The following is a 15,793-nucleotide window of genomic DNA, read 5'->3' as shown; positions in this document are numbered from 1 at the left end:
TTGAAATGAGGACGGTATTATTTACGATTTGTTTGATGTTGCTGCTGAGTGGATGCAGTGAGATAAGTCAAACCTCTGAAGAAAAAACGGTAAAGGAGATTGGCGAAAAAGAACTGATCGTAACGTTTCTAGACGTAGATCAAGGAGATGCAACGTTATTGCAAACGAAAGACTCGACGGTTTTAATTGATGCAGGCAGACATGACAGGGATGAAGTGGTCTCTCTTCTTAAAGAGGCGGGGGTTACTGAACTTGACTTGTTTGTTGGAACTCACCCACATGCTGATCATATCGGCCAAGTGGCTCAAGTACTAGCTGAATTTCCCGTCACAGAAGTGTGGATGTCTGGTGACGATCATACGACTAGAACGTTTGAAAGAGCGATTCAGGCTATTGCAGATTCGGGCGCTGACTATTATGAGCCGCGAGCAGGTGAAGAGTTTGAAATTGGTTCTTTAACGGTTGAAGTGATTAATCCCACTGAATTAACAGGTGATTTTCATGAAGGAGCTATTGGGCTTCGAATGGTGCATGGTGAGATAGCGTGGCTGTTTATGGCTGATATTGAAAAAGAAATTGAGTTGGAATTAGTGGATAATGGAGTGAACCTTCAGGCCGATGTTATCAAGTTAGGGCATCATGGCTCTTCTACCTCAAGCGAGGAGGCGTTCTTACGTAAGGTGGATCCAATGTATGCCGTTTACTCTGCAGGAGCAGATAATGAATATGGTCACCCTCACCGGGAAGTGATCGAGAGAATTGATAAATTAAATCTTGAGTGGTATGGAACAGATCTTCATGGGTCGATTCAAATGATCAGTGACGGCAGCAGTATATCAATACATACGGAAAATAATCAGCAGTCTGCTCTAAATGAGGACGGACCTAGTGACAGCTGTATAAATATAAATGAAGCTTCTATAAACGAGTTAACAATGATTGTTCATATCGGAGAAGAAAGAGCCCAGCAGCTTATAGACATGCGACCTATTACAAATTTGAACGAATTAACAGATATTAATGGAATTGGTGATGGGAGACTCTCTGAGATTATAGAAGAAGAGCTAGCTTGTTTGAAGAACTAACTGCTGATTGTATAGGAGGGATAAAATGATTGCTGTACTTGATCGCATTGTAGATAACAAAGCAGCTGTGCTGCTTGTTGGTGAAAGCGAAAAAGAATACACTATACCACTAAGTGATCTACCGCCTGATGTATGTGAAGGAGATTCCTTTGAAGTAGAAGTAAACATGCAAGGTGAGAGGGAGCATGCACGTCTGGTCATTAATAAGCATATGAAAAAAGAAGAGCGAATTTCCGAATCTCCTGTCACTGATATGCTTAAGCAGCTAAAAGCGAATCAAAAAAGCCGTTTTAAGAAAAAATAAACCTAAAAAAGCAGGAAGGTGAGTCACTTTGCGTGATTCACTTTCTTTTTTGTCAGGAGAGTAAGAGGGGGGTTTTTAATTAAGAAGGCTTTCTAAATGTAGTAAAGCAGGATGTAACATAATCATGCACTTGGTTTTTTAAATGAGCATTTAAAACCCTAGTCACTCCTTCATATCCTTTATGACGGTAGTAATATTCACTAAATAACCCCTCTTGTTTTCTGCTGTCAATGGTAATGTGATGGGCATGCAAATAAGTCTTCATCGCTTTTAGTTCTTTACTGATATGATCAAGAACGGATTTAGTTAGTTCGAGATAAGGGTGAGCTAATTTTAAATTAGCCTGCTCTAGGTACGAAAAGTCGCGTTCAAGAACTTGCCTGGCTACTAAAAGTAAAATATAGTGATGAAGGGCTTGATGCTCGTCACTAGTCAGCTTCGCCATCATCTTCATCCTCCTCATACGAACTTATGTTCTTATTATATGCAAAAGGCCTTAAAAAAACAACTAGTTAATAATGGAAAAAGCAAACTAATTAAAAATGAATGAATTAAAAATAAACTAATTAAAACTGAACTCTTTTGCACAGCTCCTGCATGATAACGTTGAATCGATTATGATATAGTGTAAACGAAAACATTAATCTTAAAAGATTGGTAATAGAGAAAAAGCAATACATAAACGAAGGGAGCTGCTAGTATGACTGATGGTGAACCATTTAACCAAGATTTAAAAAAAGAGCTTGAGGCAACATTCTTTATTAAGATAAATCAATTAAACAAAGAAGCGGATTCATATTATAAGTTAAATGAACTTCAAAAAGAAGCGGTAATGAAGGAGGTCATGAAAGAGCGAACAGCAGCATGCAAAGGGCTTGATGAAAGAGCAGGCGGCGCGAATATGATGAAGTGGGTCGCTTATTTATGTACAGCACATCAATACACCGTATCTCATTATGACTCCTGGCTTGACTATGAAGATCTGGCCTTCTATGTAAAAGGAGATGAAGTTGGCTTTTCCTTAATTAAAGCCGACTGCACTAAGCTTCCTGAAGGTGATCGAGAAAAAGTGTTAACTGAGAAGTATAAAGCATTATTTGACCGTCTTCGTCCGGTAATAGAAATGGTTGCCCTTACCTCGACTTTACCTATTCAGCAGGCTTTTGGGCTTCTATGTAATCCATTCTATAAGCAGCAAGAGGCGTGGATGGTGACCGCTGATGATGAGAGAAAGAAACAAATAAATGACGATCTGCACACGTTAAGAGAGGTCGACTGCGAGGTTTCGGCTTAAAAAGAAATCCATATGATGTAACCTTTCGCTATGTGGACAGCTGGTGGGAGCCCATAGAGCCGGTTAGAGTAAAAGCAGCGTGCTGCATGAGTTATGTGAAGGAGGGCGGCAAGAAGTGCTATGCATGTCCTAAACTAACGAAAGAAGAACGGAAAGCCCGCGGCGAAGAAATAAAAAGAGAAAAATCAATGTAATTTTAACGACAGACAGGCAGGCTTAGAAATAAAGCTGCCTGTTTTTTAGTAGTTTTAGGCAGGTTAAAGAGGATAATTTTTTCACAAGAAAGATGTGTGAATGGTTTGAAAATAGCAGTGAAGGGTATAGTAGAACAAAGAGAAAGCTAAGGAGGGATACGCAATGAATAATCACTTTGCGATGGATAACAACGTTTACCGACAATTAGAAATTATTAAGTCACTTCAAAAACGTACAGAATCAACAGTCCAGTCTCTTTACGCCCAGGCCGTTCTTGAATATTCAATGTACCACTTTAAGAAATCTCAATTACTGATTTCAATCGATCAAGCACTAGAGTCCGGAGATCGAGAAGCGTTCTCTGCTCATTCCCTAGCATATAAAGAGCACATCGAAAATCATAAAAATGGGAAAATGATTATAGAAAATGGATATGAGCTTCACCTCACATTTGAATAGTTTACACTTGAAAAAGCATCTGCTCATACATACGATGCTTTTTCAAGCTGTCAGCCGCTATGTGCAGCTATTATTCTTTCTGCGCCTCTTCTAGCTCCGGATATATTTCTAGCAACTGGTCCTAAGGATAATTCTGCTAGTGCCCCTAAGACAAAAAGATTTTCACTCCATTCTAGCGTATGATCATCTACAATTGGATAGCCGCAAGTATGACAAGTTAAATGCTCTTCTTCTATCGTTTGGGTGAGCCAGTCCATACCAGGTGGATTAGGGTGAAAGCCTGTAGCTAAAATTACTTTGTCGCCGTACCAAGAAGTGCCATCTTGAAAGGTCAAATGAATACGCCCATCATAATACGTTTCAGCTATTTCATTCACTATCGACTGCACTAGACCTTCTGATTCAGCCCTTCTTAGCATAGTGCGCAGCTCAGCCGGAAGCGAACCGCGGTTTCTAGCCTGTTTAATCAGCGATCTTCTTTGATCGTATGATTTTTTCTTCAAGAAATGCCGCATATATTTTGGTCCGAGCCATCCTGGATGTGAATCAAACTGCTTTACTCGAAATGGATGTCTAGTCAAAAGGGTTACCGGGTTTTTTAACTCACTACTTAATTTTAATGCGGTTTGAACACCGCTGATTCCCCCTCCTGCTACTAATACTTGATCTTCTTCGGAGGTTATGCACTTGGTCTGATCAAATATATGCTCGATTTTCGCTCCTTCTTCTTTTAAGCTATAGGCAAAATCTGGCCAAATAGGCTGTTCACCTACTCCTATAGCAAGAACAACATGTCTGCTTGTTATCACCTCCCCGCTCTCTAATTGAATCATCCAGAAATCCGTATTCTTCTTTAAGCCGTTTACACGCCCCTGAACCCAGCTTTGCTTAATTTGATGATCTTTAATTAGATGTTCACAATGCTCGTTGAATAATGAGAGCTTTGGCCGGTCATAAGGAGGAACAAAAGCTTGTTGCTTATGTAGATTTTTTTTCTTCGCAAAGGCCTCTAGTCCAAATGGTTCTGGCTGCAAATGATGAATAGAAGGAGAGCGCAAATAAGACATCCCCACTTTTTTCGTACAATGTTTCCACATCGCTAAAGGTTCTTCGTGCGGGTCGATAATGGTTAGCTGCTCAATCGGAACATATTTTTTAGCCAAGAGGTAGCTGGCTAACGTAATCCCTTGAATACCGCCACCGATAATTACCCAATCTTGCATAACGGACACCCCTTTCAAAACGTAATAATTACGATTTAATTTCTAATCTTACAGAAAAATGATTGATTTGCCAAGCATAAAATGATAAAGTTTAAATCGTAATTATTACGTATTAGGGTGTGAGTGAGAATGAATAAACTGCCTGTAACGGTGTTAAGCGGCTATTTAGGAGCAGGGAAAACAACGATTTTAAATCATATACTACATAATAGAGATGGACTTAAAGTAGCTGTTATTGTAAATGATTTGAGTGAGGTAAATATTGATGCATCCATGGTGAAGAGTGGCGGAGGGGTTTCGCGGGTCGATGAAAAACTAGTGGAAATGTCGAATGGCTGTATTTGCTGTACATTAAGAGAAGACTTGCTCGTTGAAGTCGAAAGACTGGCAAACGAAGGAAAGTACGACTACATTCTGATCGAATCTACAGGAATCGGCGAACCTATGCCAGTTGCTCAAACATTTTCCTATGCAGACGAAGCAAGCGGTATTGATCTAACAACAGTTTGTCGCTTAGATACAATGGTTACAGTTGTTGATGCCTATCGCTTCTGGCATGACTATGAATCAGGAGAATCATTGCTTGATCGAGGACAAGCCGTCAATGATGAAGATGAACGTGAAATAGTTGACCTTTTAATTGATCAAATTGAATTTTGTGATGTCTTGCTATTAAATAAGTGTGATCTAGTAAGCAATGAAGAGATAGATGAGATGGAGCAAGTGCTGCGTACGTTACAGCCTCAAGCAAAGTTCTTAAGGATTTCAGAAGGAAAAGTAGATCCAGAAAATATTTTAAATACTGGTCTGTTTGATTTTGAGAAATCCAGTCAATCTGCTGGCTGGTTAAAAGAGCTTCAAACAGAACATACTCCAGAAACAGAGGAATACGGTATATCAAGCTTTGTCTATAGAAGGCGTAAACCATTTCATCCTGAAAGACTTATGAATGCTATCCAAGATTGGCCAAGTATGATCGTGCGTGCTAAAGGGATCGCCTGGATTGCGACAAGAAATAATATTGCCGCTCTATTAAGCCAGGCAGGGCCATCTATGGTATTTGAACCTGCCGGGTTATGGGTGGATGCTATGAACGATGCGGATAAAGCAATCATCCTTGAAGAAGAGCCTGAGATTCGTGAGCGGTGGGATAAGGAACATGGAGATCGAATGACTGAGTTAGTATTTATAGGTCTTGAATTGGATCGAAAGGAAATAGAAGCGTATTTTGATCAATGCTTAGTAACAGAGGAAGAAATGAACCAAGACTGGACAACATTTAACGACCCCATTCCAGCATGGACAGATGTTGTTGAAGTGCAATCATGAAGTGCAAACATGAAGTCCAATCGTTTTAAAGAAACAAACGGCAGTTTATCATTGCCGTTTGTTTTTTTAGGTTTCAAAATGTGTAATGAGGGAACAAACAACATAAGAACAAATGATAACAAAGGAGTGAAACTGTATGTGGACAATCCTCATTATTATTTTAATACTATGGCTGTTGGGCTTTAGCTTTGAGATAGCCGGAAACCTAATTCACATTTTATTAGTGATTGCACTTATTGTCTTTATCGTTCGCATGTTAACGGGTAGAAGGGCTTAGCGGTCCTATCGTAGGCAGAAAAAGAGAGAAGTGGGCTGTTTTTACAGCAGCCACTTCTCTCTAATCTACGCTTAATCGTTTGTTAAATGATTGTATGCATTAAGCAAAATTGGCTCAGACTGTACATATACTTTAAACAAATAATGAAGAGCTGCATCTTCATTCATTGGCTTTACATGCAAGTTACTCTCTAACAGGTCCCTATAGGCGGACATTAAAAAGCGATCATGCTCGATTAATTTTTTCATACGATTGGCTTGAAATTCCATTGTCGATCTAGCCTCCTTACGAACACCCTCTTCTCATTATCATATGAGATTGAAAAAAGATACGTGCCCTCCCTACATATAAAAAATAAACGTTTTAATAAAAATCATGATGAAAAGGTGAGAATGATGAAGCAAAAAGGATGCCAAACAGAATATGACACGTTAAAAACCGTCTTACTTTGTGAACCAGACTATATGAAAATAGAAGAAGCGATTAATGATACACAAGAGCATTACAAAGAAGAGAATATTAACGTTGAAAAAGCGAAAAGACAGCACGAAGCACTTGTTTCAACATTAAAGAGAGAGCAGATCGATGTCCATTTACTTCCCGCAAGAAAAGATTATCCAGAACAGGTCTTCACAAGAGATATTGGTTTCACAATTGATGATACGATTTATGTAGGAGCGTTGAAAAGAACGATTCGTCAAGGCGAGGAGAAAGTTTTAAAACAATTCCTAGAAGATCATGAGTACTCCTATACAGAGGTAGAAGGAGGAACGATTGAAGGTGGTGACGTCATAATAGATGGAAGCCACATTTATGTTGGGGACAGCAGCCGTACATCAAGGCTGACCGTCGACCAGCTCAGAGCTGCTCACCCGAATCATGAGATCCACTTAATAAAGTTTGATGAGAAGTATCTTCATCTAGATTGTGTATTTAATCCCCTTTCCAATGATACGGCATTAATTTACCCGGAGGCAATTGATGATGAGGCGGTGAGATTGTTAGAGGAACGATATCAATTAATTGAAGTATCAGAAGAAGAACAATTTACTTTAGCGACAAACGTATTGAGTATAGGCAATAAAAAAGTGATTGCCTTGCCCCTTAATAAAGAGACAAATGCTAAAATCAAAGAATCAGGATTCGAGATTATTGAAGTGGATTTATCTGAAATAATTAAATCAGGAGGAGCATTTCGCTGTGTGACGCTGCCTCTTTACCGAAAATAATGTATGTAGAAAAAACCGCTATTTCCTCGGAAATAGCGGTTTTTTAGAGTGAATAAAAATAAAATTGCAAGCGATTACAGAAACAATATTGACAATAGTCGGAACGTTTCGTACAATTTTGTTAACAGACTGACCAGTCGGTCGAAAATAACAGAGAGAGGTGAAGTGAACGAGATGAGTGTTAAGCCGACAAAGGATCGGATTATTGAAGCTGCTTTATTATTGTTTGAAGAACAAGGGTTCCATGCTGTAACTGTTGATAAGATTGTGAAAGAAAGCGGGACCTCAAAAGGTGGATTTTATCATAACTTCAGGTCTAAAGATGAACTCTTATATACGATCCATGACTCGTTTATTACATACATCTTAACCAAAGCAGAAGATGCATACACACGCTATAATACACCAGCAGAAAGGCTGTACGAGACCGTAAAGTCCTTTGTTATGATGTTTGAATTATATCGTCCTCACGTAACGGTTTTTTACCAAGAGTCCCTATATTTGAGCTCAGATTACTTTCAAACGATCAAAGTTAAGCGTGATCGTTATAAAAAAATGATGTTTAGAGTGGTAGAAGAAGGCATTCAGCAAGGAGAATTTAGAAAAGAAATACCAGTTCCAATTACATCTATGGCCATTTTTGGAATGACGAACTGGACGTACAAGTGGTATAAGGATACAGGTAAATATTCAATAAATGATATTGCCTTAATTTATGCTGACTTAGTAATGCACTCTGTTTTAACGCCAGAAGCACTGCAAAAACCTGAAAATCAACGGTTCTTTTTGAAACCGGATTCATTGAACTGTTAAATAGAATTGTTAAACAAAATTGTTAAATAAAATTGTTGAATAAGCAAAGGAGATGACCAACATGTATAAAGTGAGTGAAATCAAAGAACTTATCCGTGCGCTTGACCGTTCTAATTTATCAGAAGTAACCGTAAAAGGAGAAGGAAAGGAACAGATCACTCTTAAAAAGAACAGCGGAGTACAGCTAGTTGATGCTGCCGAGCCTGTTACAGCAACCGCCCCAGAAGCACAGTCTGCTGCCAAAACAGTACCTGCCGCGCCGCCGGTAAAAGAAGAAACACCAGTAAAAGAGGAAGCATCTGCACCGAAAGATGCTGCAAAAGAAGATGTAGAACACATCCTTTCACCAATGGTAGGTACGTTCTATTCATCCCCATCGCCTGATTCTAAGCCATATGTAGAAGTAGGGGCTGAAGTGAAAGAGGGGGAAGTGGTTTGTATTGTCGAAGCGATGAAGCTTATGAATGAGCTGGAAGCAGAAATGAACGGTAAAATTGTTGATATTTTAGTAGAAAACGGGGAGCTTGTTGAATACGGTCAGCCGTTGTTCGCACTTCAATCTAAGTAAATCAATCTAAATAAATCAATCTAAATCAATCTAAATAAATCAAACCTAAGTAAACGTAAGTCAATCTATTAAGTAAGAGATCGTTCAACCATAGGAATAGGAAGGAAGATGACGTATGGATATGCTTGATCGTATCAATGAGTTAGAAGAGCGAAGAGAAAAAGTGAAGCTAGGCGGCGGTGAAGCAAGGATTGATGCCCAGCATGATCGCGGCAAAATGACAGCAAGAGAACGTATTGACCTATTAGTAGATGAAGGGACATTTGTTGAATTAAATCCTTTTATTGAACATAGAGGCCTCGATTACGGATCTGCAGAAGCGCCGGGTGAAGGAGTTGTCACTGGGTACGGTAAAGTAGACGGACGCTTAATCTTCTTGTTTGCCCAGGACTTCACTGTATTTGGAGGAGCCCTTGGTGAGATGCATGCTAGAAAAATTGCTAAGGTAATGGATCTTGCAGCTGAAAACGGTGCGCCTATTATTGGGTTAAATGACTCAGGCGGAGCACGTATTCAAGAGGGAGTGCTTTCACTTGATGGGTACGGTCATATCTTCTACCGTAATGCGATTTACTCAGGTGTAGTACCTCAAATTTCCGTTATTATGGGACCTTGTGCAGGAGGAGCAGTTTATTCTCCAGCAATTACTGACTTTGTTTTTATGGTGGAGAAAACGAGCCAAATGTTTATTACCGGTCCAAAGGTCATTGAAAGTGTAACTGGTGCAAAGATTAATAGCGAGAATCTTGGGGGAGCTAAAGTTCATTCAAGTGTGAGCGGAAATGCACATTTCACGTCTCCTTCTGAAGAGCAGGTTTTAAAGGATGTTAGAAAGCTTATTTCATTCTTGCCGCAAAATCATGAAGAGCGTACACCAGTCAAAAAGCCAGTGAACACTAAACCTCTTGATGAGAGAATTGAAGAATTAATTGATATTGTACCTGTAGATGGAACAAAAGTGTATGATGTTCGTCACGTGATCGAAAAAATTGTAGATGATGAAGATTTCTTAGAAGTTCAGCCTAAGTTTGCTAAAAATATTGTATGCGGCTTTGCTCGTATTGAAGGAGAGACCGTAGGAATTGTTGCAAACAACCCGAAAATGATGGCGGGCGGGTTAGATATTGATTCTTCTGATAAATGCTCACGTTTTATCCGTTTTTGTGACTGCTACAACATCCCTCTCATCACATTTGAAGATGTAAGTGGGTTTATTCCAGGAGTACAGCAAGAGCACGGAGGCATTATCAGGCATGGGGCAAAAATCTTATATGCCTATTCAGAAGCGACTGTACCTAAAATTACGGTCATTTTAAGAAAAGCATTTGGAGGCGCTTATGTTGCTTTAAATAGTAAAGCGATCGGAGCCGATGTTGTGTATGCATGGCCAAATGCTGAAATTGCTGTTATGGGTCCTGAAGGCGCAGCTAATATTATTTTTGCCAAAGAAATTAATGAAAGCGATGACCCAGAAGCGACTCGAGCGGCTAAAATTGCTGACTACCGCGAACGTTTTGCCAATCCATATGTTGCAGCCAGCAATGGAATGGTAGATGACGTCATCGATCCACGAGATACACGTAAGAGTCTAGCGCAAGCATTAGATATGCTGCGTAATAAGAAGAAAGAACTTCCAAAGAAAAAGCATGGGAATATTCCTCTATAAATCGATTAGATCAGACCTAAGAAGAGAAGGGAGTGAGCAGGTGAGCCTCAAGTAGGCTCCCGGAACGCTATGAAGCCTAAGGACCTGGATAAGTTTAGCGAATTTCCGATACCAACATATGAAGAATGGCGGCAAGCAGCCGAACGTTCCTTAAAGGGTGCTCCATTTGAAAAGAAACTTTTAACACATCTTTATGAGGGCATTACGACTGAGCCAATGTATCAAGAAAAAGATGTAGAAAGCCTAGCTACTCTATCTGAGCAGCCCGGACAGTTCCCTTTTACGAGAGGTACTGAGCATAAACGAGATAAATGGAGAGTCAGTCAAGAGTTGAGCGGTGCCACTCCAGAGGTCTTAAATGAACATGCTCTTAATGATCTGGCAAGAGGTCAAAATGTACTTCATCTAGTGCTTGATGAAGCAGCAAAAGGCAATCCCAAAAAAGATGATGATCGTGGAGTGAAAGTAGAATCAGCTGCAGATTTTCAACTGATTTTTGAAGGGATCGATGTAGAAAAGTACCCGATGCATCTATATACGGGTGCTCTATTAAGTCCGGTGTTGTCTACAGTAGCTGCTTCTATTGATGAAGGAAAATTATGTGGAATCATTGCTTGTGATCCTTTAAGTGAATTAGCTAAGCAAGGTGAGCTTTCATTCAGTCTATCAGCAAGCTATGACGATATGGCGGAAGCGAGTAAGTGGGTCATCGATAAGCAAAAAGACATCCGTACGGTTCTAGTGCAGAGTGATGCCTATCATAACGGGGGAGCATCGGCTGCGGATGAGTTGGCATGCGCTCTTTCAACAGGTGTGGAGTATGTGTCAGAGTTAATGAATCGAGGGCTCTCAGCAGATCAAGCCGGAAGTGCGATGGCTTTTTCATTTTCGATTGGAAGCCAGTCATTTGTAGAGATAGCTAAGATTAGAAGCGCCCGTTTATTATGGGCAGCGATTATGAAAGCGTTCGGAGCAAGCGAAGAAGGATCTAAAATGTTTATCCATGCCCGGACATCTGCTTTTACAAAAGCAAAGCTTGATCCTTATGTGAATATGCTGCGTGGGACAAGTGAGGCATTTAGTGCAGCGGTAGCAGGAGCAGACAGCATTCAAGTAAGCCCGTTTGATGAGCCGATTCAGCCGTCTACTTCATTTTCCAGAAGAATTGCAAGGAACACTTCCTTAATTCTTATGGAAGAGAGTCATCTTGCAGCTACTCAGGATGCATCAGGCGGTGCATGGTATGTGGAGCACTTAACAGATGAGATAGCTAAAAAAGCATGGCAGAAATTCCAAGAGATTGAAGCGTGCGGAGGGATGTCTCAAGCATTAGCTGAAGGTCTGCCTCAGGCTTGGATTAATGAGACATGGGAAGCAAGGCTTGAGGATGTTGAAACAAGAAAGCAAACAGTAGTTGGAGTAAACCAGTATGCTAATTTAGATGAAGCGTTGCTTCACGAAAATAAAGAGGCCGCAGAATGGGCCATTGATCGCACAAGAACGGCAGAAAAGTCACTTGAGGTACAGCCTGCTTCTTTTGATGAATGGTTACATGCTGCAAAAGAGGGATATTCACTGTCTGCCATGTATAAGGTGATAGTTGAAGACAGCAATGAGCAGGCTAGAATTTCCGAGCCGGTTGAATCTAGAAGACTATCTATGCCGTATGAGCAGATGAGAGATTTGAGTAAGCAGTTTGAACAGAAAAAAGGGGAGCGTGCATCTGCTGTATTAATCGGAATCGGGCCTTTAGCAAAATATAAGCCTCGAGCTGATTTTGCTGCGGGATACTTTAGAGCAGGAGGCTTTGAAGTAGAATCACCATTTAATGCAGACTCCATTAAAAATAGTGCAAGCGACTTAGCAAAAGAACATGTCTTTGTTATATGCGGCACCGATGAAGATTTGAAAGAGCATGCACCTGCTCTAATTAGCGAGCTGAAACAGATGATTTCTCATGATGTACGCATTTATATAACGGGGAAACAAAAAGATGAAGCAGCAGCCCTCTTAAATGAAGCAGGAGCAACGGAGTATATACACATGAGGGCCAATCATTATGAGCAGCTGATGAATCTATGGAATTGGAGGGCCAGACAATGACAAAACCATCCTTTGAAAAGATGGCGTTTCCTGTATTTGACGGCCAGTCTGTAACAGAGAGTCAAGTGGAACAAACGGTTGACACAATCGAAACGATGGAGAAGATTGCAGTTAAATCTAGCTACTCCAAAGATGATACACAGGGAATGAAGCATTTAAATTATGTGGCGGGACTTGCCCCGTTCTTTCGCGGACCTTACCCAGCTATGTATAAAACAAGACCTTGGACGGTTAGACAGTATGCCGGGTTCTCAACAGCAGAGGAAAGTAATGCGTTTTATCGCAGAAACCTAGCAGCCGGCCAAAAAGGATTGTCGATTGCTTTTGATTTAGCTACCCACCGTGGTTATGACAGTGACCATGAACGAGTAGTTGGAGATGTTGGTAAAGCAGGCGTTGCCGTAGATTCTATTCTTGATATGAAAATATTATTTGATGGGATCCCGCTTGATCAGATGTCTGTTTCTATGACGATGAACGGGGCTGTACTGCCGATCTTGGCATTCTACATTGTTGCAGCAGAAGAGCAGGGCGTTAAGCCAGAACAGCTGACCGGTACAATTCAAAATGATATCTTGAAGGAGTATATGGTACGTAACACGTATATTTACCCTCCAGAAGCTTCTATGAAAGCAATTGCTGATATCTTTGAATATACTTCAAAGTACATGCCGAAATTTAATAGTATTAGTATCTCCGGTTATCATATGCAGGAAGCTGGTGCGACAGCGGATATCGAGCTTGCCTATACACTAGCTGATGGTCTTGAGTATGTAAGAACGGGTATAAAAGCAGGGCTTGATATTGATTCATTTGCGCCTAGGCTGTCCTTTTTCTGGGCAATCGGCATGAATTATTATATGGAAGTGGCGAAAATGCGTGCAGCTCGTTTAATTTGGGCGAAACTGATTAAGCCGTTTAATCCTAAAAATGATAAGTCACTTGCGCTTCGCACCCACTCACAAACATCAGGATGGAGCTTAACGGAGCAAGATCCATATAATAATGTTGTGCGTACTTGCATTGAAGCGATGGCAGCCTCAATGGGGCATACGCAATCCCTTCATACGAACGCATTAGATGAAGCCATTGCCCTACCTACGGATTTCTCTGCAAGGATCGCTCGTAATACTCAGCTTTACTTACAAGATGAAACCGGTTTAACTAACGTCCTTGATCCGTGGGGAGGTTCTTATTATGTAGAGTCTCTTACTGCTGAGCTTCTAGAAAAGGCATGGGCTCATATTGAGGAGATTGAAGAGCTTGGCGGGATGGCTAAGGCAATCGAAACAGGGCTTCCGAAAATGCGAATTGAAGAAGCTGCGGCTAGAAGGCAGGCGCATATTGATTCAAAGAAAGAAACAATCATTGGGGTAAATACTTATCGTCTGGACGCAGAAGAGCCGTTAGATATTTTAAATATCGATAATACAGTCGTTCGCGAAGCGCAAATCCGCCGTTTAGAAAAGCTGCGTGCACAGCGTGATGAAGCGAAAGTAGAAGCCGCTTTAGCTGCAATCACCAAAGCTGCAGAAACAGGTGAAGGAAATCTGTTAGAATTAGCAGTAGATGCTGCTCGTGCACGTGCTAGTTTAGGTGAGATTTCTATGGCTTATGAGAAAGTAGTAGGCAGACATAAAGCGGTCATCCGATCAATTAGCGGGGTGTACCGTTCTGAGTTTGGAGAGAATGAAGAGATGGAAAATATCCGCAAATTAACGGATGAATTTGAACAAGCAGAAGGACGCAGACCGAGAATTATGATTGCAAAAATGGGTCAAGATGGTCATGATCGCGGAGCAAAAGTGATTTCTACCGCATTTGCTGATATGGGGTTTGATGTTGATATCGGGCCATTGTTCCAGACACCAGCAGAAGCCGCTCTGCAAGCAGTAGAAAATGATGTCCATGTGATTGGAATGAGTTCCCTTGCTGCTGGTCATAAGACGCTATTGCCACAAGTAGTAGAAGAATTAAAGAAACATGGACGTGAAGATATTTTAGTGATTATAGGCGGAGTTATTCCTGCTCAAGACTATGAATTCTTAAAAGAAAACGGAGCGGCAGCCATTTTTGGCCCTGGTACAGTGATCCCGGTTGCAGCAGCGCAGATTCTTGAAGAATTAAAAGAGCGGCTCGGCTTAGAAGAAGAAGTGGAGTAACACTTCTTCTTTCTTTTTAGATTTAGTTTTTTCGTTCGAAAAGGGAGGAGAAAAGGTATGGCACAGCCCCCTAAAAGAAAGCAGTTAACAGTTGATGAGTATGTAAAGGGTGTAAAAGAGCAAAATCGAGCCGTCTTGGCAAGAGCGATCACCCTAGTGGAGAGCAATGCAAAGAAACATTTGAAATTAGCTCAGGATGTCTTAACAGAGTTAATGCCTCATACAGGAAACTCTATTCGGATTGGCTTTTCAGGTGTGCCAGGAGCAGGAAAAAGCACCCTGATTGAAGCATTCGGAATGATGCTCTGTGAGAGGGGGCATAAGGTAGCGGTATTAGCCGTAGACCCTTCTAGCACTCTAACTGGAGGCAGTATTTTAGGTGATAAAACTCGAATGGAGCAATTATCGCGCCACCCTAATGCCTATGTCAGACCTTCCCCTGCAGGTGGCACTCTTGGCGGGGTAGCTAGAAAGACCCGCGAAACGCTTCTTTTATGTGAGGCGGCAGGCTATGATGTGATTATTGTAGAGACTGTCGGCGTTGGTCAAAGCGAAGTAGCCGTCCGTTCAATGGTAGACTTCTTTCTTGTATTAATGCTGACTGGAGCAGGAGATGAGCTCCAAGGAATGAAAAAAGGGATTATGGAAATGGCCGATGCGATGTTTATTAATAAAGCGGATGGACCTAATAAACAAGCAGCACTACAAGCCAGGGTGGAATTGAATCGAATGCTTCACCTGCTGCCGCCGATCACAGAAGGATGGGCAACGAAGGCCTACACTGTTTCTGCTTTGACAGGTGAGGGTGTCGATCATATCTGGTCTGTTATAAAAGAACATAAAGAGCATATGGAAGAGAATGACCTTTTCTTAAAAAGAAGAAATGAACAAGCTCTCCGGTGGTTTAAAGATTTGATTGAGGAGCAAGTACTTGCACAGTTTTATGAACAGGAGATAATTAAAAGCCGCCTTCCTGAAATGCAGCACCAAGTCTTATCAGGTGAGGCTTCAGCTACTAAAGCAGCTTTAGAGCTGTTAGAAATGACAAAAAAATAGCCTCATCAGGGAGCAGTAATTAAAAAGTGA

The 15,793-nt window shown here is 41.0% G+C and carries 16 protein-coding genes; 13 read left to right on the top strand and 3 right to left on the bottom strand.

From position 1 onward, the window contains the following. Nucleotides 1-5: 5 nt before the first annotated feature. Nucleotides 6-1,085 (top strand): MBL fold metallo-hydrolase, encoded by a 1,080-nt coding sequence (locus PQ478_RS16260; protein ID WP_289234857.1) that lies wholly within the window; start codon nucleotides 6-8, stop codon nucleotides 1,083-1,085. A 25-nt stretch (nucleotides 1,086-1,110) separates the two neighbouring features. After that, nucleotides 1,111-1,389 carry a DUF3006 domain-containing protein gene (locus PQ478_RS16255; protein ID WP_075681214.1) on the top strand — a complete coding sequence of 93 codons (279 nt, stop codon included), beginning with the start codon at nucleotides 1,111-1,113 and terminating at the stop codon, nucleotides 1,387-1,389. Between the two features lie 79 nt (nucleotides 1,390-1,468). Here PQ478_RS16255 and PQ478_RS16250 read toward each other — a convergent pair whose 3' ends face one another. Further along, the gene (locus PQ478_RS16250; protein ID WP_041822492.1) at nucleotides 1,469-1,837 is read right to left on the bottom strand and encodes a YhjD family protein; all 369 of its coding nucleotides are present in this window, start codon (nucleotides 1,835-1,837) and stop codon (nucleotides 1,469-1,471) included. 252 nt (nucleotides 1,838-2,089) lie between these two features. Here PQ478_RS16250 and PQ478_RS16245 point away from each other — a divergent pair, with 252 nt between their 5' ends. Beyond that, the gene (locus PQ478_RS16245) at nucleotides 2,090-2,683 is read left to right on the top strand and encodes a hypothetical protein (RefSeq protein WP_289234856.1); all 594 of its coding nucleotides are present in this window, start codon (nucleotides 2,090-2,092) and stop codon (nucleotides 2,681-2,683) included. Between the two features lie 357 nt (nucleotides 2,684-3,040). Further along, nucleotides 3,041-3,337 carry an IDEAL domain-containing protein gene (locus PQ478_RS16240; protein WP_012959843.1) on the top strand — a complete coding sequence of 99 codons (297 nt, stop codon included), beginning with the start codon at nucleotides 3,041-3,043 and terminating at the stop codon, nucleotides 3,335-3,337. A gap of 50 nt (nucleotides 3,338-3,387) precedes the next feature. Here the strand turns inward: PQ478_RS16240 and PQ478_RS16235 are convergent, their stop codons facing one another. Then, complete coding sequence (locus tag PQ478_RS16235) at nucleotides 3,388-4,560, bottom strand: FAD/NAD(P)-binding protein (RefSeq protein WP_289234855.1); 1,173 nt, start codon at nucleotides 4,558-4,560, stop codon at nucleotides 3,388-3,390. 129 nt (nucleotides 4,561-4,689) lie between these two features. On the opposite strand from PQ478_RS16235, the gene PQ478_RS16230 reads away from it, so the two are divergent. Beyond that, nucleotides 4,690-5,889 (top strand): GTP-binding protein, encoded by a 1,200-nt coding sequence (locus PQ478_RS16230; RefSeq protein WP_414627708.1) that lies wholly within the window; start codon nucleotides 4,690-4,692, stop codon nucleotides 5,887-5,889. A gap of 136 nt (nucleotides 5,890-6,025) precedes the next feature. Next, entirely contained in the window at nucleotides 6,026-6,166 is a 141-nt protein-coding gene (locus PQ478_RS16225; protein ID WP_012959840.1) for a lmo0937 family membrane protein, read from the top strand. Between the two features lie 71 nt (nucleotides 6,167-6,237). Here the strand turns inward: PQ478_RS16225 and PQ478_RS16220 are convergent, their stop codons facing one another. After that, the gene (locus PQ478_RS16220) at nucleotides 6,238-6,435 is read right to left on the bottom strand and encodes a hypothetical protein (protein WP_012959839.1); all 198 of its coding nucleotides are present in this window, start codon (nucleotides 6,433-6,435) and stop codon (nucleotides 6,238-6,240) included. A 126-nt stretch (nucleotides 6,436-6,561) separates the two neighbouring features. On the opposite strand from PQ478_RS16220, the gene PQ478_RS16215 reads away from it, so the two are divergent. The 7 genes from PQ478_RS16215 to meaB all read left to right on the top strand — a co-directional run bounded on the left by PQ478_RS16215 (nucleotide 6,562) and on the right by meaB (nucleotide 15,763). Continuing rightward, nucleotides 6,562-7,395, top strand: a complete 834-nt coding sequence (locus tag PQ478_RS16215) for a dimethylarginine dimethylaminohydrolase family protein (protein ID WP_289236998.1) — start codon at nucleotides 6,562-6,564, stop codon at nucleotides 7,393-7,395. A 174-nt stretch (nucleotides 7,396-7,569) separates the two neighbouring features. After that, entirely contained in the window at nucleotides 7,570-8,208 is a 639-nt protein-coding gene (locus PQ478_RS16210; protein ID WP_012959837.1) for a TetR/AcrR family transcriptional regulator, read from the top strand. 61 nt (nucleotides 8,209-8,269) lie between these two features. Next, nucleotides 8,270-8,776 (top strand): acetyl-CoA carboxylase biotin carboxyl carrier protein, encoded by a 507-nt coding sequence (gene accB / locus PQ478_RS16205; protein WP_012959836.1) that lies wholly within the window; start codon nucleotides 8,270-8,272, stop codon nucleotides 8,774-8,776. A 115-nt stretch (nucleotides 8,777-8,891) separates the two neighbouring features. Further along, entirely contained in the window at nucleotides 8,892-10,442 is a 1,551-nt protein-coding gene (locus PQ478_RS16200; protein ID WP_012959835.1) for an acyl-CoA carboxylase subunit beta, read from the top strand. Nucleotides 10,443-10,511: 69 nt separating this feature from the next. After that, nucleotides 10,512-12,545: a methylmalonyl-CoA mutase family protein gene (locus PQ478_RS16195; RefSeq protein WP_289234853.1), complete on the top strand. Its 2,034-nt coding sequence runs from the start codon at nucleotides 10,512-10,514 to the stop codon at nucleotides 12,543-12,545. After that, nucleotides 12,542-14,707 carry a methylmalonyl-CoA mutase gene (scpA, locus tag PQ478_RS16190; protein ID WP_075681204.1) on the top strand — a complete coding sequence of 722 codons (2,166 nt, stop codon included), beginning with the start codon at nucleotides 12,542-12,544 and terminating at the stop codon, nucleotides 14,705-14,707. The genes PQ478_RS16195 and scpA overlap by 4 nt, the downstream gene beginning before the upstream one ends. Before the next feature lie 57 nt (nucleotides 14,708-14,764). Beyond that, nucleotides 14,765-15,763 carry a methylmalonyl Co-A mutase-associated GTPase MeaB gene (gene meaB / locus PQ478_RS16185; RefSeq protein WP_289234852.1) on the top strand — a complete coding sequence of 333 codons (999 nt, stop codon included), beginning with the start codon at nucleotides 14,765-14,767 and terminating at the stop codon, nucleotides 15,761-15,763. Nucleotides 15,764-15,793 lie beyond the last annotated feature (30 nt).

Origin of the sequence: Alkalihalophilus pseudofirmus (assembly GCF_029094545.1) — a bacterium.
GTDB lineage: Bacteria > Bacillota > Bacilli > Bacillales > Bacillaceae_D > Alkalihalophilus > Alkalihalophilus pseudofirmus.
This window is presented reverse-complemented; position numbering and strand designations above follow the sequence as displayed.